The organism is Mesorhizobium sp. LHD-90, from assembly GCF_030929505.1.
In the GTDB taxonomy this organism is placed as follows: domain Bacteria; phylum Pseudomonadota; class Alphaproteobacteria; order Rhizobiales; family Rhizobiaceae; genus Kumtagia.
In genome coordinates this window covers 110500-135688 of sequence record NZ_JAVFVV010000019.1, presented here as the reverse complement: position 1 = coordinate 135688, position 25189 = coordinate 110500, and the positions used below count along the sequence as shown (strand labels likewise).

General features: G+C 65.1%; 20 protein-coding genes. 10 read left to right on the top strand and 10 right to left on the bottom strand.

Going from position 1 to position 25189, the window contains the following annotated elements; genetic code table 11:
- Positions 1-14: 14 nt before the first annotated feature.
- From RB623_RS23925 to RB623_RS23900, 6 genes are all read right to left on the bottom strand, one after another.
- Complete coding sequence (locus RB623_RS23925; RefSeq protein ID WP_308059548.1) at positions 15-1391, bottom strand: MFS transporter; 1377 nt, start codon at positions 1389-1391, stop codon at positions 15-17.
- A gap of 118 nt (positions 1392-1509) precedes the next feature.
- Positions 1510-1818: a type II toxin-antitoxin system RelE/ParE family toxin gene (locus RB623_RS23920; RefSeq protein ID WP_308059547.1), complete on the bottom strand. Its 309-nt coding sequence runs from the start codon at positions 1816-1818 to the stop codon at positions 1510-1512.
- On the bottom strand, positions 1815-2102 hold the full coding sequence (locus tag RB623_RS23915; RefSeq protein WP_308059545.1) for a type II toxin-antitoxin system ParD family antitoxin: 288 nt from the start codon (positions 2100-2102) through the stop codon (positions 1815-1817). Before RB623_RS23915 ends, RB623_RS23920 begins: the two co-directional genes overlap by 4 nt.
- A gap of 79 nt (positions 2103-2181) precedes the next feature.
- Positions 2182-6972, bottom strand: coding sequence for an NAD-glutamate dehydrogenase (locus RB623_RS23910; protein ID WP_374121735.1), 4791 nt, complete (start codon positions 6970-6972; stop codon positions 2182-2184).
- Positions 6973-7182: 210 nt separating this feature from the next.
- Entirely contained in the window at positions 7183-7794 is a 612-nt protein-coding gene (locus tag RB623_RS23905; protein ID WP_308059544.1) for a LysE family translocator, read from the bottom strand.
- A gap of 124 nt (positions 7795-7918) precedes the next feature.
- Positions 7919-8563 carry a GntR family transcriptional regulator gene (locus tag RB623_RS23900; protein ID WP_374121736.1) on the bottom strand — a complete coding sequence of 215 codons (645 nt, stop codon included), beginning with the start codon at positions 8561-8563 and terminating at the stop codon, positions 7919-7921.
- 115 nt (positions 8564-8678) lie between these two features.
- Here RB623_RS23900 and RB623_RS23895 point away from each other — a divergent pair, with 115 nt between their 5' ends.
- The 9 genes from RB623_RS23895 to RB623_RS23855 all read left to right on the top strand — a co-directional run bounded on the left by RB623_RS23895 (position 8679) and on the right by RB623_RS23855 (position 18419).
- Positions 8679-9590 (top strand): dihydrodipicolinate synthase family protein, encoded by a 912-nt coding sequence (locus RB623_RS23895; RefSeq protein WP_308059541.1) that lies wholly within the window; start codon positions 8679-8681, stop codon positions 9588-9590.
- A 235-nt stretch (positions 9591-9825) separates the two neighbouring features.
- Positions 9826-11076 (top strand): FAD-binding oxidoreductase, encoded by a 1251-nt coding sequence (locus RB623_RS23890; RefSeq protein ID WP_308059540.1) that lies wholly within the window; start codon positions 9826-9828, stop codon positions 11074-11076.
- 12 nt (positions 11077-11088) lie between these two features.
- Positions 11089-12090 carry a 4-hydroxyproline epimerase gene (locus RB623_RS23885; protein WP_308059539.1) on the top strand — a complete coding sequence of 334 codons (1002 nt, stop codon included), beginning with the start codon at positions 11089-11091 and terminating at the stop codon, positions 12088-12090.
- A gap of 330 nt (positions 12091-12420) precedes the next feature.
- Positions 12421-13323 (top strand): branched-chain amino acid ABC transporter permease LivH, encoded by a 903-nt coding sequence (locus tag RB623_RS23880; protein ID WP_308059538.1) that lies wholly within the window; start codon positions 12421-12423, stop codon positions 13321-13323.
- A gap of 3 nt (positions 13324-13326) precedes the next feature.
- Positions 13327-14745 (top strand): high-affinity branched-chain amino acid ABC transporter permease LivM, encoded by a 1419-nt coding sequence (gene livM / locus RB623_RS23875; RefSeq protein ID WP_308059536.1) that lies wholly within the window; start codon positions 13327-13329, stop codon positions 14743-14745.
- Positions 14746-14762: 17 nt separating this feature from the next.
- The gene (locus RB623_RS23870; protein WP_374121734.1) at positions 14763-16073 is read left to right on the top strand and encodes an ATP-binding cassette domain-containing protein; all 1311 of its coding nucleotides are present in this window, start codon (positions 14763-14765) and stop codon (positions 16071-16073) included.
- Entirely contained in the window at positions 16070-16798 is a 729-nt protein-coding gene (locus RB623_RS23865) for an ABC transporter ATP-binding protein (protein ID WP_308059533.1), read from the top strand. Before RB623_RS23870 ends, RB623_RS23865 begins: the two co-directional genes overlap by 4 nt.
- A 16-nt stretch (positions 16799-16814) precedes the next feature.
- Complete coding sequence (locus RB623_RS23860) at positions 16815-17162, top strand: DUF6867 family protein (RefSeq protein WP_308059532.1); 348 nt, start codon at positions 16815-16817, stop codon at positions 17160-17162.
- Between the two features lie 138 nt (positions 17163-17300).
- A complete protein-coding gene (locus RB623_RS23855) occupies positions 17301-18419 on the top strand; it encodes a branched-chain amino acid ABC transporter substrate-binding protein (RefSeq protein ID WP_308059531.1) in 1119 nt (372 codons plus the stop codon).
- A 142-nt stretch (positions 18420-18561) separates the two neighbouring features.
- Here RB623_RS23855 and RB623_RS23850 read toward each other — a convergent pair whose 3' ends face one another.
- On the bottom strand, positions 18562-19854 hold the full coding sequence (locus RB623_RS23850; protein WP_308059530.1) for a sorbosone dehydrogenase family protein: 1293 nt from the start codon (positions 19852-19854) through the stop codon (positions 18562-18564).
- Between the two features lie 178 nt (positions 19855-20032).
- Between RB623_RS23850 and pyc the strand changes: the two genes are divergently transcribed.
- Positions 20033-23491 (top strand): pyruvate carboxylase, encoded by a 3459-nt coding sequence (gene pyc / locus RB623_RS23845; protein ID WP_308059529.1) that lies wholly within the window; start codon positions 20033-20035, stop codon positions 23489-23491.
- A gap of 77 nt (positions 23492-23568) precedes the next feature.
- On the opposite strand, the gene RB623_RS23840 is transcribed toward pyc, so the two are convergent.
- The 3 genes from RB623_RS23840 to rplS form a co-directional block, all read right to left on the bottom strand.
- On the bottom strand, positions 23569-24033 hold the full coding sequence (locus RB623_RS23840) for a DUF6644 family protein (RefSeq protein WP_308059527.1): 465 nt from the start codon (positions 24031-24033) through the stop codon (positions 23569-23571).
- Positions 24034-24043: 10 nt separating this feature from the next.
- Positions 24044-24442, bottom strand: a complete 399-nt coding sequence (locus tag RB623_RS23835) for a DUF6152 family protein (RefSeq protein WP_374121733.1) — start codon at positions 24440-24442, stop codon at positions 24044-24046.
- Between the two features lie 175 nt (positions 24443-24617).
- Positions 24618-25106, bottom strand: coding sequence for a 50S ribosomal protein L19 (gene rplS, locus RB623_RS23830; protein WP_308059526.1), 489 nt, complete (start codon positions 25104-25106; stop codon positions 24618-24620).
- Positions 25107-25189: the final 83 nt, after the last annotated feature.

The window sequence follows — 25189 nt, the reverse complement described above, 5'->3', positions numbered from 1 at the left end:
CGGCGGAACGGGACTCAGCGGGCGGGGCGATCGGCCGGATAGGGCGTGCGCAGCAGGATCAGCAGGCCGCCGACCAGGAACAGCAGGATCATCGCCATGCCGGCTGGCTCGGAACCGGTGACGGCCGCGACCGTCGCGACGAGGAATGGCGCAGCGAAACTGGTTGCCCGCCCAGCGAGCGCGTAGATGCCGAAATAGCGTCCCGCCTCCTCAGGTGTGACGCTACGCGCCAGATAGGAGCGCGATGATGCCTGCACAGGCCCGAAGGCAATGCCGATAAGCAGGCCGTAGGCGATGTAGGCCTTCTCGGCCGCAGTACCGAACATGCCGCCGCTGTCGGCGGTGGACAGGTCGACCAGCCCGAACAGGGTGAAACCCGGCCCGGTGGAGACGATGCCGATCGTCGCCAGCGTCAGCACGATCAGCGAAACGATCACCACCCATTTCGAGCCGAACGCCGTGTCCAGCCGGCTCGCCGCGAAGCAGCCGAATATGGCGATGACGTTGAGGATGATGCCGTAGATGCCGAATTCGGTCACAGTCCAGCCGAACATCTTCGCCGCGAAGGCTCCCCCCAGCGCCAGCAGCGCGTTGACGCCGTCCTGATAGATCATGCGGGCGACGAGGAAGCGGACGATGCCGAAGCGCTGGCGCGCTTCCACGAAGGTTGCCTTGAGTTCAGAAAGTCCTGTGCGGATCGCCGGCCCCAGCGCCATGCCCCTCGCCCCGTCCGGCGTGAAGAACAGCATGGGCAGGATGAAGACGAAATACCACAAGGCCGCCAGCGGCCCGGTGGCACGTGCGTCCTCGCCCTGCGCCGGATCGAGCCCGAACAGCGGCGGCAGGCCGACGATCGTCTTGCCCGTCTCCGGCGAGGCGGCGAGCATGGTGACGACGAAGATCAGCGCGATCATGCCGCCGAGATAGCCGAGGCCCCAGGCGATGTTGGAGATACGGCCGGTATCCTCCTTCGAGACCAGACGCGGCATCATGGAATCGTTGAAGACGATGGAGAATTCGGCGGCGACGGTGGCGAGGCAGAAAAAGAACAGCACCTCGACCAGGCTCGACCCCGGCGCCGCGTACCACAGCATGGTCAGGCAGACGATCTGGATCGCCGCGAAAAACATGATCCACGGCTTCTTGCGTCCGGTCTGGTCGGCGATAGAGCCCAGCATCGGTGACAGGATGGCGATGGCGAGGCCGGCGGCGGCCACGCCCCAGCCCCAGGCGGCCAAACCCAACGCCGAGTCGCCCGCCATGTGCGACACGAAATACGGGCCGAAGATGAAGGTGGTGACCACGGTGAAGAAGGGCTGCGCCGCCCAGTCGAACAGCATCCAGCCCCAGATGCCGCGCCGCGGAACGGCGCCGGCGGTGGTTGCGGTCATTCTGGAGCCCTCACATTGCAACCGAGCGACGGTACCGGATGCAGGACACGGGAAGCATCCCGCGCCAGACATTCAGCGTCGCAGGGTTCGCATGTCTCATGCGCCGCCGCAATGGTCGTCAGTTCTGGACATCATCCTCGAACGCGATGTCCTGGCCGCCATGAAATACCCTAACGATGGTCACGACATCGCCGTCGACACGGAAGGCGATGCTGGCCTTGCGGCGGTAGCCGACGATCCGCAAACCTGGGCGAAGATCGTCCCGCCGCATGCCGCGTTGCGGGAAGGTCCGCAGGTCCATGCAGTATGCGTAGAGTTTGCCGACATAGGCTGCGGCCGTGCGCTCTCCAGCCAGCGGCGAAAGATAATCGTACAGCGCCTGAAAGTCGCCGATCGCCTCCGGCGATAGAGTGACCTTGTGGGTCATCCGCCGCTTTTCTTGGAAGCCCGCGCATCCATGTGCGCCTGGATACGTCGCCAGGCCTCGTCGGCAGGGATAACCCGCGAGGGATCCGCGTCGAGCGCATCCAGCGTCGGCACGACTTCCTCGGCCAGCCATTTTTCGATCGCCGCGTCGCGGGCCGCTAGCGAACGCAACCCGTCGCGGATGACTTCGCTTTCGGTGGCGTATTGGCCGGACGCCACCTTGTCCTTCACCATCTGCGCCATTTCCAGCGGAAGGGTGATGGTCAGGGCCTGCGTCGTGCGCATTGCGATCGTCCGAAGATTGAGGTGTATGATTAAATCATACACCTCTCCGTCGATGCACGAAAGTCTCGCGAGAAAAAGCTCACAACACCGTCAGATCGTGCATCAGTCCGGCGGCCACCGAAAGCCGCGACACGGTGATATCGCCGCCCTCGGTGAGGGCTTGCAGCCGCTCGCGCGTGCGCTGCACCCGCTCGCCGCCGGCGTCCAGCCAGCGTGCGACCGGGTCGCCGTCCTTGCCGTGCGCGACAAGCGCCGCCGCCGCGATGCCGCAGCCGGCCGCGCCAATCGTGTCCAGCGCGCGCGTCAGTGCCAGCCCTTCATAATAGTCCGAAGGCGCGATGGCGCGGGCGGCGTCCTCGATCCGGCCGATACGGAAAGCCTCGCTGACCGCCAGAAATGCCTTTCCGGCGTCGACGATTCCGGCGCCGGCGGTGCGCGCCACCAGCGCGATGTCCGGCACCATCTGGATCGCGTCGGCATTGGCGAGCTTTTCCGCCAGCGCCTCCGGTGCGCCGGCGGCAACAAAAGCCAGCCGCCGCTCGTCGAGTTTTGCTTTCGGGTAGGTCGGCAGCAGGGCCGCGAGCTTCGGCTCGAGCGCCTTGCGCGCCTCCTGCAATTCGGCGATGCGGGCGCCGACCGGTTCGGCGGAATGGTCGTTCTTCAGCATCCAGCCAGTCTCGACGAACAGCAGCCGCCCAAGCGATTGATAGAGATCGAGCTGGAACTGGCCGTCGATCCTGTTGTCGAGCGCGTCGATCTCGGCATAGAGCACCGGCAGGGCAAAACCGTCGCGCACCACCACGAAGGCTTTCGCCACGTCGGCGGCGCTGCGCCCTGTAGCGTCCTGCAAACGGCTGAGGAAGGACGGGCCGCCGCGATTGACGAGGTCGTTGGCGAGCACGCGCGACACGATCTCGCGGCGCAGACGGTGCTCGTTGATGTCTGCCTCGAATTTCTTCGCCATCCTGTCCGGGAAATAGCCGAGCAGGTCGCGCCCGAAATGCGGGTCGTCCGGCACGTCGCTGGCGACGAGGTCGGAAAACAGCACGATCTTGGCATAGGCGAGCAGCACGCCGAGTTCGGCCCGCGTCAGCGGCTCACCGCGCGCCGCACGCTCGGCAAGGGCTGCGTCCGACGGCAGCGTCTCGACCGCCCGGTCGAGCAGGCCGCGCGCCTCCAGCCCGGACATGAAGCGCATCTGGTGCGGCAGGTCGGCCAGTCCGCGCTTCCTTTGCAAAGAGAGCGCCAGCGTCTGCTGGTAGTTGTTGGACAGCACCAGTTCGCCGACTTCGGGCGTCATCTCGGCCAGCAGCTTGTCGCGGGCGGGGCGCGTCAGGCCGCCCTTGCGCATGGCCGAGGCGAGCGCGATCTTGATGTTGACCTCGACGTCCGAGCAGTTGACGCCGGCGGAGTTGTCGATGGCGTCGGAGTTGCAGGCGCCGCCGTTGAGGCCGAACTCGATGCGGCCGCGCTGGGTGACGCCGAGATTGGCGCCCTCGCCGATGACTTTTGCGCGTACCTCCGCCGCCGTGACGCGGATGGCGTCGTTGGCGCGGTCGCCGACCTCCTGATTGGTCTCCAGCGTGCCCCGGACATAGGTGCCGATGCCGCCGAACCACAGAAGGTCGGCCGGCGCCTGGAGGATCGCCTTCATGATCTCGGCCGGGGACGCGGTGGTTTTCGCCAGCCCGATCGCCGCGGCGGCCGCATCCGACAGTGTCACCGACTTCTGCGAACGCGAGACGATCGCGCCGCCCGCGGATAGTTTTGTCTTGTCGTAATCCTGCCAGCTCGAGCGCGGCAGATCGAACAGGCGCTGGCGCTCGGCGAGCGATGCCGCCGCATCGGGAGCCGGGTCGATAAAGATGTCGCGATGGTCGAAGGCGGCGATCAGGCGGATTTCGGGCGACAGCAGCATGCCGTTGCCGAACACGTCGCCCGACATGTCGCCGACGCCGACGACGGTGAACGGCTCCTTCTGGATGTCGCGGTTCATCTCGCGGAAATGCCGCTTCACCGCCTCCCACGCGCCCTTGGCGGTGATGCCCATCTTCTTGTGGTCGTAGCCCGCCGAGCCGCCCGAGGCGAAAGCATCGTCCAGCCAGAAATCATGCGCCTGGCTGATGGCGTTGGCGGTGTCGGAGAAGGTCGCGGTGCCCTTGTCGGCGGCGACGACAAAATACGGATCGTCGGCGTCGCGGCGCGTCACGCCCTGCGGCGGCACGATGCCTTTGACATCGATATTGTCGGTGACCGACAGCAGGCTGGAGACGAAGTTGATATAGGCCTTCCGGCCCGCCTCGAACCACAGGTCGCGGCTGGAGGCCGGCGGCAGGCGTTTCGGATAGAAGCCGCCCTTGGCGCCGACCGGCACGATGACGGCGTTCTTCACCTGCTGGGCCTTGACCAGGCCGAGGACCTCGGTGCGGTAGTCCTGGGCGCGGTCCGACCAGCGCAGCCCGCCGCGCGCCACCGGGCCGAAGCGCAGGTGCACGCCTTCCACTTCCGGCCCGTAGACAAAAATCTCGCGCCACGGCCGCGGCTCCGGCAGGCCGACGAGCGACCGCGAGTCCAGCTTGATCGCCAGCGACCGCGCCTTGTCGGTGGCCGGGGCGAAGTGGTTGGTGCGCAGTGAGGCTTCGACGAGGTTGAGATAGCGCCGGATGATGGTGTCGTCGTCGAGGTTGGGCACCTCCTCCAGCGCGTCCTTGATCTTGGCCTTCAAATGTTTCGCCGTCACCTCGCCGTCCTTGCCGGCAGGGTCGAACATGGCCACGAAGACCTGGAACAGGCCGCGCGCGATCTCCGGATAGCGGTTCAGCACATTGGCGATGACATCCTGGCTCTGTGGAATGCCGGCCTGCTGCAAGTAGCGGCCATAGGCGCGCAGGATGATGATCTCGTTCGACCACAGGCCGGCGGTCTGGGCGAGCGCGTTGTAGCCGTCATTGTCGGCCACGCCATGCCAAACCGACAGCAGCACGTCTTCGAGCAGCTTGCCGCCGTCCGACAGGTCGATCGGCTTGCCGAACGCATTCTTCAGTTCCATGTCGTGAATGAAGACCCGCCCGCCGTCGTCGCGGTCGATCTCGAAGGTACGCTCGCTGATGACGCGGAAACCCATGTTTTCCAGGATAGGCACCCGGCGTGAAAGGGTGACCGGCTCGCCGAAATGATGGATCTTCAGCGCCGCCTGTTTCTGCGGCTGGTCGGCATGGCGGTAATAGTCGATGGCGATCGGCTTTTCCGCAGACAAGCTTGAGACGCGCCGCGCGTCGGCCAGCGCCTCAGCCGCGGTAAAACTGCCGCGATAGCTTTCCGGGAATTTTCCGGCCACCGCCGCCAATCTCTCGTCCAGCCCGGAGGCGGCCGCCTCGTCGCGCAGCGCGTCCTCCCAGTTGCGCACGATGTCGCGGATCGCCGCTTCGATGGCCAGCGGCTCCACATGCGGGGTCTTGCCGCCGGAACGGCCGATGATGAAATGCACACGCGCCAGCCCGCCCTCGGGGAAGGCGGGGTAATAGGCGGAGAGGCGCCCGTCGAAGACGGTCTTCAGATATTGCCCGATCTTCTCGCGGACGATGGAATCGTAGCGGTCGCGCGGCACGAAGACGAGGACCGAGACGAAGCGGTCGAACTGGTCGACACGAACCAGCGCGCGGATGCGCGGACGCTCGACCAGCCCGAGGATCGCCTCGGCATGCGGCTGCAGCACGGCGATCGGTATCTGGAATAGCTCGTCGCGCGGATAGGATTCCAGCACATTGATCAGCGCCTTGCCGGAATGGTCGGCCGGGTCGAAGCCGGATCTCTGGATGATGGTTTCGGCCTTCGAGCGCAGATAGGGGATCTTCAGCACCGAGCGCGTGTAGGCGGTCGAGGTGAAAAGGCCGACGATGCGCAATTCGCCGGCAAGTTCGCCCTCGGGCGAAAATGTCTTGACGCCGATATAGTCGAGATAGGCACGCCGGTGGACGACCGATTTGGCATTGGCCTTGGTGACGATGAGTGGATCGGGACCGTGCAGGAAGGCGCGGATTTCCTGCGTGGTCTGGCCGTCCGAGGTGTTGTCGCGCCTGAGCACCCGGACGTCCGGGTCGGCGAGGATGCCGAGGCCGCGCTTGTCGGAACGCTCCAGCGTACCGGTCCTCTCGCCACCCTGGTAGCTGAACTCGCGCATGCCGAGGAAAGTAAAATTGTCGTCGCGCAGCCATTCCAGGAAGGCGATCGCCTCGGTGAGCGCGGCCTTCTCCAGCGGGATCGGCGAATATCGGAATTCGGTGATCGCCCGGTCGAGCCGCGCCAGCATCGGCTTCCAGTCGGCCGTCGCGGCGCGCACCTGCGCGACCACCCTGGCCAATTGCTCTCTGAGCTTGTTCGCGTCCTCCGCCGACAGTGGTTTCACATGGACATGAATGACGCTCAGCCGGTCGGCTCCGAGGTCGCGCACCGAACCGTCGCCGAGGATCTCCTCGACGCCGGCCTCGCCATGGCGCACGACGAGCACGGGATGGGTGACAAGCGTCGGCTCGCCGGCCGCTTCGGTTATCTCGCCGAGCACCGAATCGAACAGGAACGGCATGTTGTCGTTGACGACAGTGATGACCGTGACCGGAAGCCCCTCGCGGGCGACGCCGGCGTCGCGGTCGATCGCGACGACGCTTTCCCCCTTGCGGTGAGCGGTGACCGCTTCGCCGGCGAGGCTCGCTGCGTGCTTCAGCATCGCGGGATCGTAGGCCGCCGTATCCTCGGCGGGCGCCCGGGCGAGAAGCAGGTCGGCGAGGCCGGTCAATTGGGCGGCCCGAGACGGGCTGGCGGCGTACTTGTCGTCGCCCTTCTTCCGGCCGCTTCCGGATTTGGCGTCGCCCATAAGAATCCTCCCGTCTTGTTGTTTTGCCGCATCGTATCAGATGAAAGGCGATTTTCGACCCGCTTGCATCTCGATTCAGCCGGAAAATGGGCGAGCGCCGTGACCACCGCGTGACGTTTGCGTATCGGACAGTGCGCGATAAAGGAAAATCGCCGCGCCTGTTCCGGCCGCCGCGGCGCGGCCCGAACAGGGAAACTTAGCCGGCGGATATCAGCGCGCGGCGATGGCCGCCGCCGCGCCGGCCATGGTGGTGGCGCTTATCCGATTGGCGATGCGCATCGCCCTGGCGCTCTTCAGCAGGCGCCGCGCCTGCGCGGCAGCAACGACCCAGGCCAGATCGATGGCGATCAGCACCAGCGCCATCGTCGCCGTCAGTTCCACCCAGCCGAGCAGGGTGACCGAGGCGAGGTCGATGATGGTTGGCAGCAGCGCCAGGTAGAACATCATGATCTTCGGATTACCGAGCGTGACGGCCATGCCGGCGAAGAACAGTTTCAGCGGTGCGTCCTCCTTCGGCAGGACGCCACCGTCGGTTTTCACCGGCGCGGTCCACATCTTCCAGGCGAGGTAGACAAGGTAGGCGACGCCAAGCCATTTCACGACCACGAAGGCGAGATGAAAAGTCTGAGCGATGAAGGCCAGCCCGAATACCGCGAGCGTCAGCCAGATGCCCTCGCCGATCCACATGGCCAGCAGGAACGGGAACACGTCGCGGAACCCCTTCGAAATGACACGCGCCACCAGTGCGGCGATGCTGGGGCCGGGCGAGCCGGCCGCCACCAGCAGCGCGCCGGCGAAGATCAGCAGGGAAGACAATTCCATCGCAAAACGCCTCCGTCACGTCCCGTATCATCGGACAGCCTGAAGGCTTTTTCCAGTGCGCAGGTTTTTTGCAAAGGCTTGGCGCAGCCGAATTGCCAGTTTTGCCGAGTCCGGAACGCGTACCTCAGCGCCTCACCGCCGCCTCGGCATGTCCGCGCAGGAGCACCATCAGCCGTTCGGCCTCGGCGGCCGCGCCCGCCTCGTCGCGGTCCAGAATCTTCTGAATCAGTTCGACGTGGCGTCCGGCCGATTCCGCCAATCCGGTCTCACGCTGGTAGCGGAACCAGAAGCGCCGCGAATGGGTCTGCAAAGGCGCGGCCAGCCGGGCGGCGAAAGGATTGTCGGCAGCAAGCGCCATCGCCTCGTCGAGCGCCTTGTCGGCCTCGAGGAAGCCGACCACGTCCGACGCCAGCACCGCGCGATGCATGGCCTGAGCCGCCAATTCGAAGCGAGCGCCCGCCTCGGGCGTCGCGAAGCGCGCGGCCGAGCGCGCCAGCACGATTTCGATGCCTGTCCGCGCGTCCAGCACCCGCAGCCAGTCGCCGGCGTGAAGAGGCGCAATCGCCAGCCCGGCGCGCGGCCTGATCTCCAGCAAGCCCTCCCAGGCCAGCCTCTGGATCGCCTCGCGCAGCGGCGTGCGGCCGAAGCCGAGGCGGTCGGTCAGCGCCCCCTCGGTGGTGACGCTTCCCGGTGCCAGGTCGAGCGTCACGATCGCCCTTTCGAGCGCCCGATAGGCACGGCTGCTTGCCGATTCGGCACTGATATCCAAGCGGTCCAAGCAAAACTCCGACGTTGATATTCTTTTGATATATCACATCGGAATCACCGTTGACACTCCCGCCGGACATTAGATATATTACTGATATATCTGAAGGAGAACAGCCATGTGGAGCGGGATCTTCCCAGCCGTCACGACCAAGTTCACGCAGGACGACAAGTTGGATTTCGCCGAAATGGAGCGCTGTTTCGCCCTCCAGATCGACGCCGGATGCGACGGTTTGATCGTCGCCGGGTCGCTTGGCGAGGGCCCGATGCTGTCGCATGACGAGAAGATCGAAGTGCTGAAGACGGCCAAAAAGACCGCCGCCGGCAGGCCGGTCCTGCTCACCGTCAACGAGGCGGCGACGCGCGACGGCGCGGCACTCGCCAAGCGCGCGGCCTCGGCCGGCGCCGACGGTCTGATGGTGGTGCCTAGCCCGATCTACCACACCAACCCGGAAGAGACCGTCGCCACGCTAAAGGCCGTCGCGGCGGCCGGCGGCCTGCCGGTGATGATCTACTCCAACCGCGTCGCCTATCGCGTCGACGTCACCGTCGACGTCATGGAAGAGCTGGCGTCCGATCCGCTCTTCGTCGCCATCAAGGAATCGTCGGACGACATCCGCCGTTCCACCGACATCATCAACCGCTTCGGCGACCGTTTTGATCTGTTCACCGGCGTCGACAATCTTGCCTTCGAGGCGCTGTCGGTCGGTTGCATCGGCTGGGTCGCCGGACTGGTCACCGCATTCCCGAAGGAGACGGTTGCCATCTACCGGTTGATGAAACAGGGCCGCCGCGACGAGGCGCTGAAAATCTATCGTTGGTTCCGTCCGCTGCTCGACCTCGACGTGTCGAGCTACCTCGTCCAGAACATCAAGCTGGCGGAAGTGTTCGCCATCGGCACCAACGACCGCGTGCGCATGCCGCGCCAGCCGCTGTCGGGCGAGCGTCGCGCTGCCGTCGAGAAGATCGTCAAGGATGCGCTGGCGGTCAGGCCCGAACTGCCGAAGCTTTCGGTGGCCAAGGCGGCGTAGTCCGTCATCTGTTCGCTGTACAGTTCATGCCCCCTCACCCGCCCTCCGCTTCGCTCGGGCGACCTCTCCCCGCTGGGGAGAGGAGATTTTTCGCCAATCGCGCCAACCTTGCAGCGTTGAATTGCGAGACGGAGGCGCCGAAAACCTCCTCTCCCCGGCGGGGAGAGGTCGCCCGAGCGAAGCGGAGGGCGGGTGAGGGGGAATTCTTGACGACCTCCATCGACGGATGCGCCCGATGAATTCTGCGGCGACCGAAGACATCGTCATCGTCGGCGCCGGCATCGTCGGCATCTGCGCCGCCGCTTTCCTTGCCGAGGCCGGCCGTTCCGTCACGGTCATCGACCGCACCGGCATCTGCGAGGAGACCAGTTCCGGCAATGCCGCGGCCTTTGCCTTCTCCGACGTGCTGCCGCTCGCCCATAAGGGCATGATCAGGCAACTGCCGAAATGGCTGGCCGACCCGCTCGGCCCGCTTTCCATCCCGCCCGCCTATCTGCCGAAGCTCCTGCCCTGGCTATGGCGCTTTTGGCGCGCCGGTTCCGCGGAAAGATACGAAGGTGCACTTGCAGCTCAGGCGTCGCTGATGAAGCTCGCCGAGGCGGAATGGATGGGCCTGATGGACCGGTCCGGCACGCGAAAAATGCTGCGCGAGGACGGTTCGCTCGAACTCTATGAAAGCGAAGCCGAATTCTCGGCGTCCCTGCCCGGTTGGGCGGCGCGCGACCGCTTCGGCATAAAATACAGCCATGTCGCCGGCGACGAACTGGCCGCGCTGCAACCGGGCCTGTCACCGCGTTTCGTCAGGGCCACCTTCGCGCCGAGCTGGAAGACGGTCGCCGACCCGAAACTGCTCGGCAAGGCGGTCTGGGCCTATGCTGAAAGCAGGGGCGCGCAGTTCCTGCAAGGCGATGTCGGGCTGGTCGTCCGGTCGAGGGATAAAGTCGCCGTTCAGTTGCGCAGCGGGCGCACGATCATGGCGCGGCGGCTGGTGGTCGCGGCCGGGGCGTGGTCGCATCTTCTTGCGCGGCATTTCGGCGACCGCATTCCGCTGGAGACCGAGCGCGGCTACAACACGACGCTGTCAAAGACCGCCTTCGACGTGAAACGGCAACTGATCTTTTCCGGCCACGGTTTTGTCATCACCCCGCTCGAAACCGGCCTGCGCATCGGTGGCGCGGTCGAACTCGGCGGTTTGGCACGCGCGCCAAACTACGATCGCTCGAAAGCCATGCTGGAAAAGGCCAAAAAATTCCTGCCGGGCCTCGATCCGTCCGGCGGCCGCGAATGGATGGGTTATCGCCCGTCGCTCCCGGACTCGCTGCCGGTTGTCGGCGCGGCGGCGGCCGTTCCGAACGTCTTCTATGCGTTTGGCCACGGCCATCTCGGCCTGACCCAGGCGGCCGCCACAGGCCGCTTGATTCGCGACATGGTTCTCGGCCAGACTCCGGCTATCGATCTGAAACCCTTTTCAGCACAACGCTTCTGAGGCATCGGCGCCATGGCGCGACATTCCTTCTTCTGCATAGACGGCCACACCTGCGGCAATCCGGTGCGCCTCGTCGCCGGTGGCGGGCCACTGCTCGACGGTTCGACCATGATGGAGCGCCGCGCGCATTTCCTCGCCGAATACGACTGGATCCGCACCGGGCTGATGTTCGAGCCGCGCGGCCACGACATGATGTCGGGCTCGATCCTCTATCCGCCGACCCGGCCGGATTGCGACATCGCCATCCTGTTCATCGAGACTTCCGGCTGCCTGCCGATGTGCGGCCACGGCACCATCGGCACGGTCACCATGGCGATCGAGCACGGGCTCATAAGGCCGAAGACGCCGGGCGTGCTGCGCCTCGATACGCCGGCCGGCCTGGTGATCGCCGAATACCGGCAGGAGGGGCAATATGTCGAGGAAGTCCGCATCACCAACGTGCCGTCCTTCCTCTACGCCGAGGGGCTGACGGTCGAGTGCCCGGTGCTCGGCGAGATCGTCGTCGACGTCGCCTATGGCGGCAATTTCTACGCCATCGTCGAGCCGCAGGAAAACTATCGCGATATGGCGGACTACTCGGCCGGCGAACTGGTCGCCTGGAGCCCGGTCGTGCGCCAGCGGCTGAACGAAAAATACTCGTTCGTCCACCCGACCAATCCAGGCATCGACCGGCTGTCGCATGTGCTGTGGACCGGCGCGCCGACGCGGCACGACGCACATGCCCGCAATGCGGTGTTCTACGGCGACAAGGCCATCGACCGCTCGCCCTGCGGCACCGGCACCTCGGCGCGCATGGCGCAGCTTCACGCCAAGGGGAAGCTGAAGACCGGCGACGACTTCGTGCATGAATCGATCATCGGCTCGCTGTTCCACGGCCGCGTCGAGAACGAGGTGGATGTCGCCGGCAAGCCGGCCATCATCCCCTCGATCGGCGGCTGGGCTCGGCAGACCGGACTGAACACCATCAGCATCGACGACCGCGATCCCTTCGCCCACGGATTCGTGGTGAAGTGACGTTCGGGAAGCTCCGGCAAGCTGTTGGGCCAGAGGAGGGAGTGCGGAATCTCGTGCAACGAATCACGAAGAATTGGGTTTGAGGCGAAGGTTTCTTCCGGTTCAACTGTTGAAAACGGCCGATTCATCAAGGACATTGCGTTATGCCAATGATACGGTCCGCGCTAGTCCAGTGAGCCAGCACAAGAAATGGGCGTCGCGGGGTGGGTGCCTGATTGGGACTGAGCCATGCAAGAATGGCATTGCATTCCGGGCTCGAAGCCGTACGACTAGGGGAATAAGAAAAGGGATGCGTCCGGCAGGGCGACATCCCAGGGGAGCCGCAGACATATGGAATATTTCATCCAGCAGCTTGTGAACGGGCTGACGCTGGGATCGATCTATGGGCTGATCGCAATCGGCTACACGATGGTCTACGGCATCATCGGCATGATCAACTTCGCCCATGGCGACATTTTCATGCTCGGGGCCTTCACTGCCCTCATCGTCTTCCTCATCCTCGGCGCCCTGTTCTATTCGATACCGGTGGTCGTCGCGCTGCTGATCATGATGATCGTGGCGATGCTGCTGACGAGCCTCTACAACTGGACCATCGAGAAGGTGGCTTATCGGCCGCTGCGCGGTTCCTTCCGCCTCGCCCCGCTGATCACCGCCATCGGCATGTCGATCGCGCTTTCCAACTTCGTGCAGGTCACGCAGGGCCCGCGCAACAAGCCGATCCCGCCGATGGTCAGCCGCGTCTACGACATCGGCGGCATCTCGGTGTCGCTGAAGCAGATCATCATCGTCATCGTCACCGTCGCGCTGCTCGCGCTCTTCTGGTATCTCGTCAACAAGACCTCGCTCGGCCGCGCCCAGCGCGCCTGCGAGCAGGACCGCAAGATGGCGGCACTGCTCGGCGTCGACGTCGACCGTACCATCTCCATCACCTTCATCATGGGCGCATCGCTCGCCGCCGTCGCCGGCACGCTGTTCCTCATGTATTACGGCGTCGTTGCCTTCTCCGACGGCTTCGTGCCGGGCGTGAAGGCCTTCACCGCGGCGGTGCTGGGCGGCATCGGCTCGCTGCCCGGCGCGGTGCTCGGCGGGTTGATGATCGGCTTCATCGAAAGCATGTGGTCGGCCTATTTCTCGATCGACTACAAGGACGTCGCCGCCTTCTCGATCCTGGCCATCGTGCTGATCTTCCTGCCCTCCGGCATTCTGGGCCGGCCTGAAGTCGAAAAGGTCTGAGCCATGGCAGCGATCACCACCTCTGCCCCGGCCGCCGCCCTCAACCCGATCGAGCAGGGCATGAAAGAGGCGTTCTACGCCGGCGTCATCGCCTTCGGCCTGTTCGTTCTGTTCATCGGGCTCAAGACCGACCAGAACATCAGCAACGAACTGATCCTGGTCCAGCGCTGGGGCCTGCTGGCCATCATCGTCATCATCGTGATGGCCGTCCGCTTTCTCTACGTCGCCTTCGCCCTGCCGGCGCTTGCAAGCCGCAAGGCGGCAAAGGCTGCGGCTCCTGTCGTTGCGGCTGAGCCGGGCTTTCTCGGCCGGAATTTGTCGCAGATCTCCATTGTTCTGCTGTTCCTGTTTCCGGTCGTCGCCATCTGGCTCAGCGGCCTGCAAGGCTCGCTGAAATGGATCGACAATTTCGGCATCCAGATCCTCATCTATGTGATGCTGGCCTGGGGCCTGAACATCGTCGTCGGCCTCGCCGGCCTGCTCGATCTCGGCTACGTCGCCTTCTACGCCGTCGGCGCCTATGCCTATGCGCTGATCGGCACCTATCTCTACGCAGTGCTGCCGCCCGAATATGCGTGGATGGCCTTCTGGATCCTGCTGCCGTCAGCGGGCATCATGGCCGCCTTCTGGGGCGTCATCCTTGGTTTCCCGGTGCTGCGCCTGCGCGGCGACTACCTCGCCATCGTCACGCTGGCCTTCGGCGAGATCATCCGCCTTGTGCTGATCAACTGGCGCGAAGTCACCAATGGCTCGGCCGGCATCTCCGGCATTCCGAAGGTGGAATTCTTCGGCTGGTTCACCTTCAACGTCTCGGACCCGAACTACATCGCAAAAGTGTTCGAACTGCCGACGTCGAGCGTCTACTACAAGATCTTCCTCTACTACCTCATCCTGCTGCTCTGCCTGCTCACCGCCTATGTGACGATCCGGCTGCGCCGCATGCCGGTCGGCCGCGCCTGGGAGGCCATGCGCGAGGACGAGATCGCCTGCCGCTCGCTCGGCATCAACACGACGACCACCAAGCTGACGGCCTTCGCCACCGGCGCCATGTTCGCCGGTTTCGCCGGCTCCTTCTTCGCCGCCCGCCAGGGTTTCGTCAGCCCCGAATCCTTCGTCTTTATCGAATCGGCGATCATCCTCGCCATCGTGGTGCTGGGCGGTATGGGTTCGCTCATCGGCATCGCCTTCGCCGCGCTGGCGATGATCGGCGGCACCGAGATCCTGCGCGAGCTGCAGTTCCTGAAGCAGGTGTTCGGGCCGGACTTCACACCCGAACTCTACCGCATGCTCTTGTTCGGCATGGCCATGGTCATCGTCATGCTGTGGAAGCCGCGCGGCTTCGTCGGCAGCCGCGAACCCACTGCGTTCCTGCGCGAGAGAAGGGCCGTATCGGCCTCCTTCACCAAGGAAGGTCACGGTTGATGAGCGCGGCGACTGCAATGTCGGATACCCCGATCCTCAAGGTCGACCACCTGTCGATGAAGTTCGGCGGGCTGGTCGCCATCGGCGACCTCTCCTTCGAGGCCCGGCGCGGCGAGATCACCGCGCTGATCGGCCCGAACGGCGCCGGCAAGACCACCGTGTTCAACTGCATCACCGGCTTCTACAAGCCGACCGAGGGCATGATCACGCTGACTCGCCGCGACGGCTCCGCCTATCTGCTGGAACGCCTGCCCAACCACGAGATCCCGGCTTACGCCAAGGTGGCGCGCACCTTCCAGAACATTCGCCTGTTCTCCGGCATGACACTGCTGGAGAACCTGCTGGTGGCCCAACACAACAAGCTGATGAAGGCCTCGGGTTATACGATCATGGGCCTGCTCGGGATCGGTGGTTACCGCAAGGCGGCGGCCGAGTCGGTGGAACTTGCAAAGCACTGGCTGGAGAAGGCGGACCTCGTCGACCGCGCCGACGACCCGGCCGGTGACCTTCCCTACGGCGCCCAGCGCCGGCTGGAGATCGCCCGCGCCATGTGCACCGGGCCGGAGCTGCTCTGCCTCGACGAGCCGGCCGCCGGCCTCAACCCGCGCGAGTCGCTGGCGCTCAACACGCTGCTCAACGACATCAAGGACAACACCGGCACCTCGATCCTGCTCATCGAGCACGACATGTCGGTGGTCATGCAGATTTCCGATCACGTCGTCGTACTGGAATACGGGCGCAAGATCTCCGATGGCGATCCAGGCTTCGTGAAGAGCGATCCGCGCGTCATCGCCGCCTATCTCGGCGTCGACGACGAGGAGGTCACCGAAGTCCTCTCCGAGGTCGGCGACGAGCAGGTGATCGAGGAACTCGACGCCGAGCCGGACCGCGCCCACGGACCCGGAGACTCAGCCTCGATGATGGCGGGCGCGGTTTCCGACACGATCGGCCACAGCGACGACTACGGCGAGCGCATCACCGTGTCGCCGTCGGCGTCGAAGGCGCGGCAGATCGACGAACGGGAGGCGCGCAGGGCAGCCGCCATGCCGGCAACCTCCAACTTCCTCGCCGCGCCGCGCGGCGGCAAGCCGGACGACCTGCTCGTCATCAAGGGCATCGGACCCGTCAACCTGCGCAAGCTCAACGAGCACGGCATATTCCATTTCGACCAGATCGCCGCATGGGATCAGGCCGACATCGAGGCCGCCGAAGCCTATCTGGAATTCGACGGCCGTATCGCCCGCGAAGATTGGGTCGGCCAGGCCAAACGTCTGGCGCAAGCGGCAGCCAGACCCGGCGACGCCAAGCGTGGGGGTGACGAACAATGACCGCGCAGCCTTTGCTCGACGTGAGGGGCGTCGAGACCTATTACGGCAACATCCGTGCCTTGAATGGCGTCAATGTTGCGGTCAACCAGGGCGAGATCGTCGCGCTGATCGGCGCCAATGGCGCCGGCAAGTCGACGCTGATGATGACCATCTTCGGCAGCCCGCGGGCCCGCGCCGGCACCATCACCTTCGCCGGTACCGACATCACCAACATGCCCACGCACGAGATCGCGCGGCTGCGCATCGCCCAGTCGCCTGAGGGCCGACGCATCTTTCCGCGCATGACCGTGCTGGAAAACCTGCAGATGGGCGCCAGCCTCGACAAGCTGAAGCATTTCGACGAGGACGCCGAAAAGGTCTTCACCCTGTTCCCGCGCCTGAAGGAACGCGTCACCCAGCGCGGCGGCACGCTTTCGGGCGGCGAGCAGCAGATGCTGTCGATCGGCCGCGCGCTGATGGCGCGCCCAAAACTGCTGCTGCTCGACGAGCCGTCGCTGGGGCTGGCGCCGCTGATCGTCAAGCAGATCTTCGAGGCGATCCGGGAGCTCAACCGCACGCAAGGGCTGACCGTCTTCCTGGTCGAGCAGAACGCCTTCGGCGCGCTAAAGCTCGCCACCCGCGGCTACGTCATGGTCAACGGCAACGTCACCATGAGCGGCACGGGCAAGGGGCTTCTGGCCGATCCGGAAGTGCGCGCCGCCTATCTCGAAGGCGGCCGGCACTGAGTTTGGAGTGACTGCGATGCACGGAATTCTCTACGAGGAAGCCTCGATCTGGCAGTTCTTCTTCGTTACCTGCCTGCTCGGCGGCTGGGCGGCCTGGATGACCGGGCGGGCCTGCGCGCAGACCTGGCGGCCCGTCTCCGCGCTGGTCGTCTACCTGCTGCTGCTCGGCATAGCAGTGCGCTTCATCCATCACGCGCTGTTCGAGGGCACGATGTTCACGGCCCAGTATTACATCGTCGACACGATCATCCTGTTGATCGTCGGCCTCGTCGGTTACCGCTTCACCCGGACGAACCAGATGGTATCTCAGTACCACTGGCTGTACGAACGGACGTCAGCGCTCGGCTGGAAAGCCAAGGGCTGAACGTTCACCAATCGCGCCAAAACAAGGACGAAACGGCGTGACAACTGCCTGAAAATCGGCAAACTGGCCTTTCTGCGATAAGGGTGGGCATCGCATGAAGGCATCATCCACGCCCACCCCGTAAATGGGAGCGTTTAAATGAAGAAATCTCTCTTGTCCGCCGTTGCCCTGACCGCCTTGATGGCGTTCGGCGGCAGCGCCTGGGCGGACGTTGTCATCGGCGTGGCCGGCCCGGTCACCGGCCCGAACGCCGCTTTCGGAGCGCAGCTCCAGAAGGGCGCCGAGCAGGCAGCCGCGGACATCAACGCCGCGGGCGGCATGAATGGCGAGCAGATCAAGATCGTCGTCGGCGACGACGTCTCCGATCCGAAGCAGGGCATCTCGGTCGCCAACAAGTTCGTCGCCGACGGCGTCAAGTTTGTGGTCGGCCACTTCAACTCGGGCGTCTCGATCCCGGCCTCGGAAGTCTATGCCGAGAACGGCATCCTCGAGATCACGCCTGCCGCCACCAACCCGGTCTTCACCGAGCGCGGCCTGTGGAACGTGTTCCGCACCTGCGGCCGCGACGACCAGCAGGGTTCGGTCGCCGGCGCCTATCTGGCAGCCAAGTTCAAGGATGCCAAGATCGCCATCATCCACGACAAGACGCCCTATGGCCAGGGCCTCGCCGACGAAACCAAGAAGGCGGCGAACGCTGCCGGCGTCAACGAAGTCATGTATGAAGGCGTCAACGTCGGCGACAAGGACTTCTCGGCCCTCATCGGCAAGATGAAGGAGGCTGGCGTCTCGATCGTTTATTGGGGCGGCCTGCACACCGAAGCCGGCCTGATCATCCGCCAGGCGGCGGACCAGGGCCTGAAGGCGACGCTGGTGTCGGGCGACGGCATCGTGTCGAACGAACTGGCCTCGATCGCCGGCGACGCGGTTGCCGGCACGCTCAACACCTTCGGTCCGGATCCGACGCTGAACCCGGCCAACAAGGAACTCGTCGAGAAGTTCAAGGCCGCCGGCTTCAACCCGGAAGCCTATACGCTCTACTCCTACGCCGCCGTCCAGTCGCTGGTCCACGGCGCCAAGGCTGCCAATTCGCTCGACGCGCAGGAAGTCGCCAAGGCCCTGAAGGCCTCCGCGCCGTTCCCGACCGTGCTCGGCGAAATGTCCTTCGACGAGAAGGGCGACCCCAAGCTGCCTGGCTACGTCATGTACGAGTGGGTCAAGGGCGACGACGGCAAGTACACCTACAAGCCGCAGTCGTAAGCCTTTCGGCCAAGCTTGATTTCAGATGCCCGGCGCGCGCGCCGGGCATCTTTTTTTGGTGGCACAGGAGCCGTTTTCGTTCCCGCGAGGCAAAGGCCGCACGACCGACGGGTGGGGCGGTGAGGAGCACTCGTGAAACCGGCTATGCGCCAGTGACGCGCCAGATCACGTCGCCGACGTCGTCCGCAACCAGCAGCGATCCGTCCGGGCCGATCGCCACGCCGACGGGGCGACCGTAGGAGGCCTTCTCGTCGGGCGACAAAAACCCGCTCAAGATGTCGCGCGGCGGCCCCGATGGCTGACCGTCTGTGAACGGCACGAAGATGACCTTGTAGCCGCTCAAGGTGCTGCGGTTCCACGAACCGTGCTGGCCGACGACCATGCCGTCCGGAAAGCCCGGCAGCGTGCCGGCCGGAAGCCAGCACAGGCCGAGCGACGCCGTATGCCCGCCCAGCGCGAAATCCGGCCGGACCGCCTTCGCCACCATCGCCGGGTGCTGCGGCACGCGGTCGTCGACCGTCTGCCCCCAGTAGCAATAAGGCCAGCCGTAGAACCCGCCGTCGCGCACCGAGGTGAGATAATCCGGCGGCGTCTCGTCGCCCAGCGCGTCACGTTCATTGACAACCGTCCATAGCGCGCCGGTTGTTGGCTCCCAGGCAAGACCGACCGGATTGCGCAGGCCCGAGGCAAAGATGCGCGTCGTGCCGCTCGCCACGTCGAATTCATGGATCGCCGCCCGCCCATCCTCGGCCGCCATGCCTTCGTCGGCAATGTTGGTCAGTGAGCCTACACCGACATAGATCTTTTCGCCGTCGGGGCTCGGCAGCAGGCTGCGCGTCCAGTGCCCGCCCGGCTTGAAGGAGGCGAGCTTCTTGCCCGGCGCATCGATGCGGGACTGCCCGGCCCGATACGGGAACGAGACCAGCGCGTCGGTGTTGCCGACGTAAAGGGTGTCGCCGAGCAGGGCCATGCCGAAGGGCTGGTTGAGCCCGTCGAGAAAGACTTGCCGCGTTTCCGCGACGCCGTCGCCGTCCGCGTCGCGTAGCAGGGTGACGCGGTTCGGGCTCTCGCCGACAGCCGCGGCGCGCCGCATGGTGCTAACCATCGCATAGTCGAACACCGTCTTGATGCCGCCCGGCACGCTGAGCGCTTCGGCCGTCAGCACGTCGCCGTTCGGCAGTACCTGCAGCCAGCGCGGATGCTTCAGCCCCGCCGCGAAGGCGTTGACCTTGAGGCCAGGCGCCGCGACCGGCTTCTGGCCGTCGCTCCAACCCCTGGCCGTCGGCATCTTGAGTGTCGGAATGCCCTGTGCCTTTGCCTGCGGGATGGCCGGCGACGCCCCAAATGCCTGCTTTACCTGCCGGCCGTCCTGACCCCGCCAGAGGATCAGGAGCGCCCCGAACCAGGCGACCAACCGCGCGAACAATGCCGACACTTGCCTTGTCTCCAAAATTGCTTCGCGCGCACGCTACACGGCTGGGACCGGCCTTGAGAACCGCCCCCGTCGAAGGTCGAAAGCCGACGTCGCCAGTCGCATGCCATTTTAGTTTGCAGTGCACAAATAATGCGCTAAGCAGGATAAGCGTCAGCCTCCCTGTCCTTGGAGCGTGTCCTTGCCGATCACCAGGATTCTCGTCGCCAACCGGTCCGAAATCGCCATCCGCGTCTTCCGCGCGGCCAACGAGCTCGGCCTGAAAACGGTGGCGATCTGGGCGGAAGAAGACAAATATTCGCTGCATCGCTTCAAGGCCGACGAGAGCTACCAGGTCGGCCGCGGTCCGCATCTGTCGCGCGACATGGGGCCGATCGAGAGCTACCTGTCGATCGAGGAAGTGATGCGCGTCGCGAAACTGTCCGGCGCCGACGCCATCCATCCCGGCTACGGCCTGCTGTCTGAAAGCCCGGAATTCGCGGAAGCCTGCGCCGAGAACGGCATCACCTTCATCGGCCCGAAGCCGGAGACCATGCGCCGGCTGGGCAACAAGGTCGCGGCGCGTAACCTCGCCATCGAGGTCGGCGTGCCGGTCGTGCCGGCGACCGACCCGCTGCCGGACGATCCGGAAGCTATCAAGAAACTGGCGGCCGGGGTCGGTTATCCCGTGATGCTGAAAGCCTCCTGGGGCGGCGGCGGACGTGGCATGCGCGCCATCCGCAGCGAAGCCGATCTCCTCCGAGAGGTCACCGAGGGTAAGCGCGAGGCGAAAGCCGCCTTCGGCAAGGACGAGGTCTATCTCGAGAAGCTGATCGAGCGCGCCCGCCATGTCGAGGTGCAGATCCTCGGCGACACCCACGGCAACGCCGTCCACCTGTTCGAACGCGACTGCTCGATCCAGCGCCGCAACCAGAAGGTCGTCGAGCGCGCCCCGGCACCCTATCTCAGCCAGGAACTTCGCGACGAATTGTGCGGATATGCGCTCAAGCTCGCCAACGAGACCAGCTATATCGGCGCCGGCACGGTGGAGTTCCTGCAGGACGCCGACACCGGAAAGTTCTATTTCATCGAGGTCAATCCGCGCATCCAGGTCGAGCATACCGTCACCGAGCAGGTGACCGGCATCGACATCGTCAAGGCGCAGATCCACATCCTCGACGGCTTTGCCATCGGCACGCCGGAGTCCGGGGTCCCGGCGCAGAAGGACATCCGCCTCAATGGCCATGCCTTGCAATGCCGCATCACCACGGAAGACCCCGAGCAGAACTTCATCCCGGATTATGGCCGCATCACTGCCTATCGCGGCGCCACCGGCTTCGGCATAAGGCTGGACGGCGGCACCGCCTATTCGGGTGCGGTCATCACCCGCTTCTACGACCCGCTGCTGGAAAAGGTGACCGCCTGGGCGCCGACGCCGCAGGAGGGCATCGCCCGCATGAACCGCGCGCTGCGCGAGTTCCGCATCCGCGGCGTGGCGACCAACCTCACCTTCCTCGAAGCGATCATCAATCACCCGTCCTTCCGCGACAATTCCTATACGACACGTTTCATCGACTCGACGCCGGAACTGTTCGCGCAGGTGAAGCGGCAGGACCGCGCGACGAAGCTGCTGAACTACCTGGCCGACGTCACCGTCAACGGCCACCCGGAGACGCGCGGCCGCCCGACGCCCAAGGTCGACGCCGCCCCGCCGACCGTCCCCTACCTCGACAGGCCGATCGCCGACGGTACGAAGCAGAGATTGGACGCCCTCGGCCCGGAAAAATTCGCCGCGTGGATGCGCGGTGAGAAGCAGGTGCTGGTCACCGACACCACCATGCGCGACGGCCACCAGTCGCTGCTGGCCACCCGCGTGCGCACTTATGACATCGCGGGAATCGCCGGTACTTATGCCCGCGCCCTGCCGCAACTGCTGTCGCTCGAATGCTGGGGTGGCGCCACCTTCGACGTCGCCATGCGCTTCCTGACGGAAGACCCTTGGGAACGCCTGTCGCTGGTGCGCGAGGCGGCGCCCAACCTGCTGTTGCAGATGCTGCTGCGCGGCGCCAACGGCGTCGGCTACACCAATTATCCCGACAATGTCGTCCAGCATTTTGTCAGACAGGCGGCGGAAGGCGGCATCGATCTCTTCCGCGTGTTCGACTGCCTGAACTGGGTCGAGAACATGCGCGTCGCCATGGACGCGGTCGGCGCCGAGGGAAAGCTCTGCGAAGCCGCCATGTGCTACACCGGCGACATCGCCGATCCGGCCCGCGCCAAATACGATCTGAAATATTATGTCGGCCTCGCCAAGGAACTCGAAAAAGCCGGCGCGCATATTCTGGCGGTCAAGGACATGGCCGGATTGCTGAAGCCCGCTGCGGCGCGCGTGCTGTTCAAGGCGCTGCGGGAAGAAACCGACTTGCCGATCCATTTCCACACGCACGACACCTCCGGCCTGTCGGCCGCAACGGTGCTGGCGGCGATCGACAGCGGCGTCGACGCGGTCGACGCGGCGATGGATTCCTTCTCAGGCAACACCTCGCAGCCTTGCCTGGGCTCGATCGTCGAGGCGCTGAAGGGTTCCGAGCGCGACCCCGGCCTCGACACCGAATGGATCCGCCGCATCTCCTTCTATTGGGAAGCAGTGCGCAACCAGTACGCCGCCTTCGAAAGCGACCTCAAGGGCCCGGCCTCGGAAGTCTACCTGCACGAGATGCCCGGCGGCCAGTTCACCAACCTCAAGGAACAGGCGCGCTCGCTCGGGCTTGAAACCCGCTGGCACGAGGTCGCGCAGGCGTACCACGACGTCAATCTTATGTTCGGCGACATCGTCAAGGTCACGCCGTCTTCCAAGGTGGTCGGCGACATGGCGCTGATGATGGTCAGCCAGGATCTGACCGTCGCCGATGTCGAGAACCCGGCCAAGGACATCGCCTTCCCGGATTCGGTCGTCTCCATTCTGCGCGGCGACCTCGGCCAGTCGCCCGGCGGCTGGCCGGCAGCCCTGCAGAAGAAGGCGCTGAAGGGCGATAAGCCGATCACCGTGCGTCCCGGTTCGCTGCTCAAGGCAGCCAATCTAAAGAAGAGCCGCAAGGAGATCGAGGAAAAGCTCGGCCGCAAGCTCAGCGAGCAGGAGTTCGCATCCTGGTTGATGTATCCGAAGGTTTTTTCCGACTTCGCCGCCGCGCAGGACGTCTACGGCCCGGTTAGCGTGCTGCCGACACCGGTCTATTTTTACGGCATGAAGGCCGAGGACGAGATCTTCGTCGACATCGAGAAGGGCAAGACGCTGGTCATCCGCTGTCTCGCCATCGGCGACGTCAACGAAAAGGGCATGGTCACCGTCTTCTTCGAGATCAACGGCCAGCCGCGACGCGCCAAGGTTCCGGACCGGGCGCATGGCGCCTCGAACGGCAAGGCCCGCCGCAAGGCTGAGCCGGGCAACGACGCGCATGTCGGCGCGCCGATGCCGGGGGTGATCTCGACACTCGCAGTCACTGCCGGGCAGGCCGTGAAGGCCGGCGACGTGCTGCTCTCCATCGAGGCGATGAAGATGGAGACGGCCATGCACGCCGAGCGCGACGGCACCGTCGCCGAGGTGCTGGTGAAGACCGGCGACCAGATCGATGCAAAGGATCTGCTGGTCGTCTTCGCGTGAAGGTCGACAACGCGGATTGCCTGCCGAACACAGCCCCGATCAAGGCAGCCCGCCTGCAGCGAAGTTGCGGGGTCCATTCAGGCGAAGCCGATGAACCGCCCGGCGAACAGCACGCCAGTCCATAGCAGTGCCGAGGCCAGCGCCGCCGCCCGCTCGCCCCGGTCCGGCGCCTGCCCTTCCGGCCGGTTGCGGCCGAGCACGATGAACAGGACGAGGTTCAACGCCGCCAGAACGATCAGCGCCATCTTGGCGAGAAAGACCGGCAGCGTGGCATATTCGCTGGCGCGCACCGAAAACAGCAAAAGGCCTGTAACCACGGCGCAAAGGAAAGCGGCCAGCGCGACGCGACGCAGCAGCCGCAGAAAGACCGTTTCCGGAAGCGACCGCAGCCAGCCGAGTACGCGAAGATCCATCAGCCAGACGGACGTCAGCAGCACGCCGATCGAGGCGATGTGCAGCGCGTTGACGATCGGGTAGGCGTAGTACGACCCCTTCAGCAGCCGGACGGCGCCAAGCTGCTCGATCGCGACGAGAAAATCCATCGGCGCCGGGTCAGGCCGGTGGCACCCGGTTGGGATAGACGTCGTAGGTCTTGCCGTTGACGGTCAGCCGCACCGCCTTCATGCGCTTCTCGGCGGAATCGCGCGAGCGGTTGCCGATGGCAGTCACCTCATCGCCGACTTTCGCGGACGCCTCGGTGAAGCCGGCGCGCGTCGTGGCCGAGGGCGGGGCGAGTTCGACGCGCCAGATCTCACCCTCGACATCGACGTCGAGCGTCGCATGCGGATTGCCGAGATAGATGCCGCGGATGACGCCTTCCAGTTGGAAGAAGCCGTCCTCGGTCCACGACCAGCCGTGATGGGCCAACGCCGGCGCCGCCATCGCCAATGCAAGCATACCGGCAAGCAGGGTTTTGGAGGCCTGGAATCGGCCGATGCCGTTTCGCAACATGTCGCTGCTCCGTCTGAAGATGTCAGCGAAGCGTAGGGCGGCCGTCGAGATCGTCAAATCAATTTGGGATGACCGGACCGCCGGCCTCAGCGTTCGCGCCAGGCCGGCGGCAGATCCCGGGCCCAACAAAAAAGGCGGCTCGACGGCCGCCTTCTTTCGAAAGATTGCGCCAGACCTACTCGGCGGCGGCAGCAGCCTTCTTCTCCGCGGCCAGCGCCTGGGCGGCGGCGACCTTCTCGGCCTCCAGCTTGGCCTTCTCGGCGTTCAGCGCCTCGCGCTCGGCGTCGTTCAACTTGCGGGCGCGCACGCCGGTGTTTTCCGATATGCGGGCCGACTTGCCGCGGCGGTCGCGCAGGTAATACAGCTTGGCGCGGCGCACCTTGCCGCGGCGCACGATCTCGACGCCCTCGACCATCGGCGAGTAAACCGGGAACACGCGCTCCACGCCTTCGCCGTAGGAAATCTTGCGGACGGTGAAATTCTCCTGGAAGCCGGAGCCGGAGCGGGCGATGACAACGCCCTCATAGGCCTGCAGACGGGTGCGGCTGCCTTCGGTGACGCGCACCTGGACGCGCACCGTGTCGCCCGGCTGGAATTCGGGCAGCGTGCGCTTGGCTTCGATCTTGGCGGCCTGCTCGGCCTCGAGCTGACGGATGATGTCCATCTCAAAATACCTCTTCTTGCTTCTCGACAGCCAGAGCGCCCGACGCTTGCCTTGCAGCACATTTGCCGCGCGGCTATGCCGAT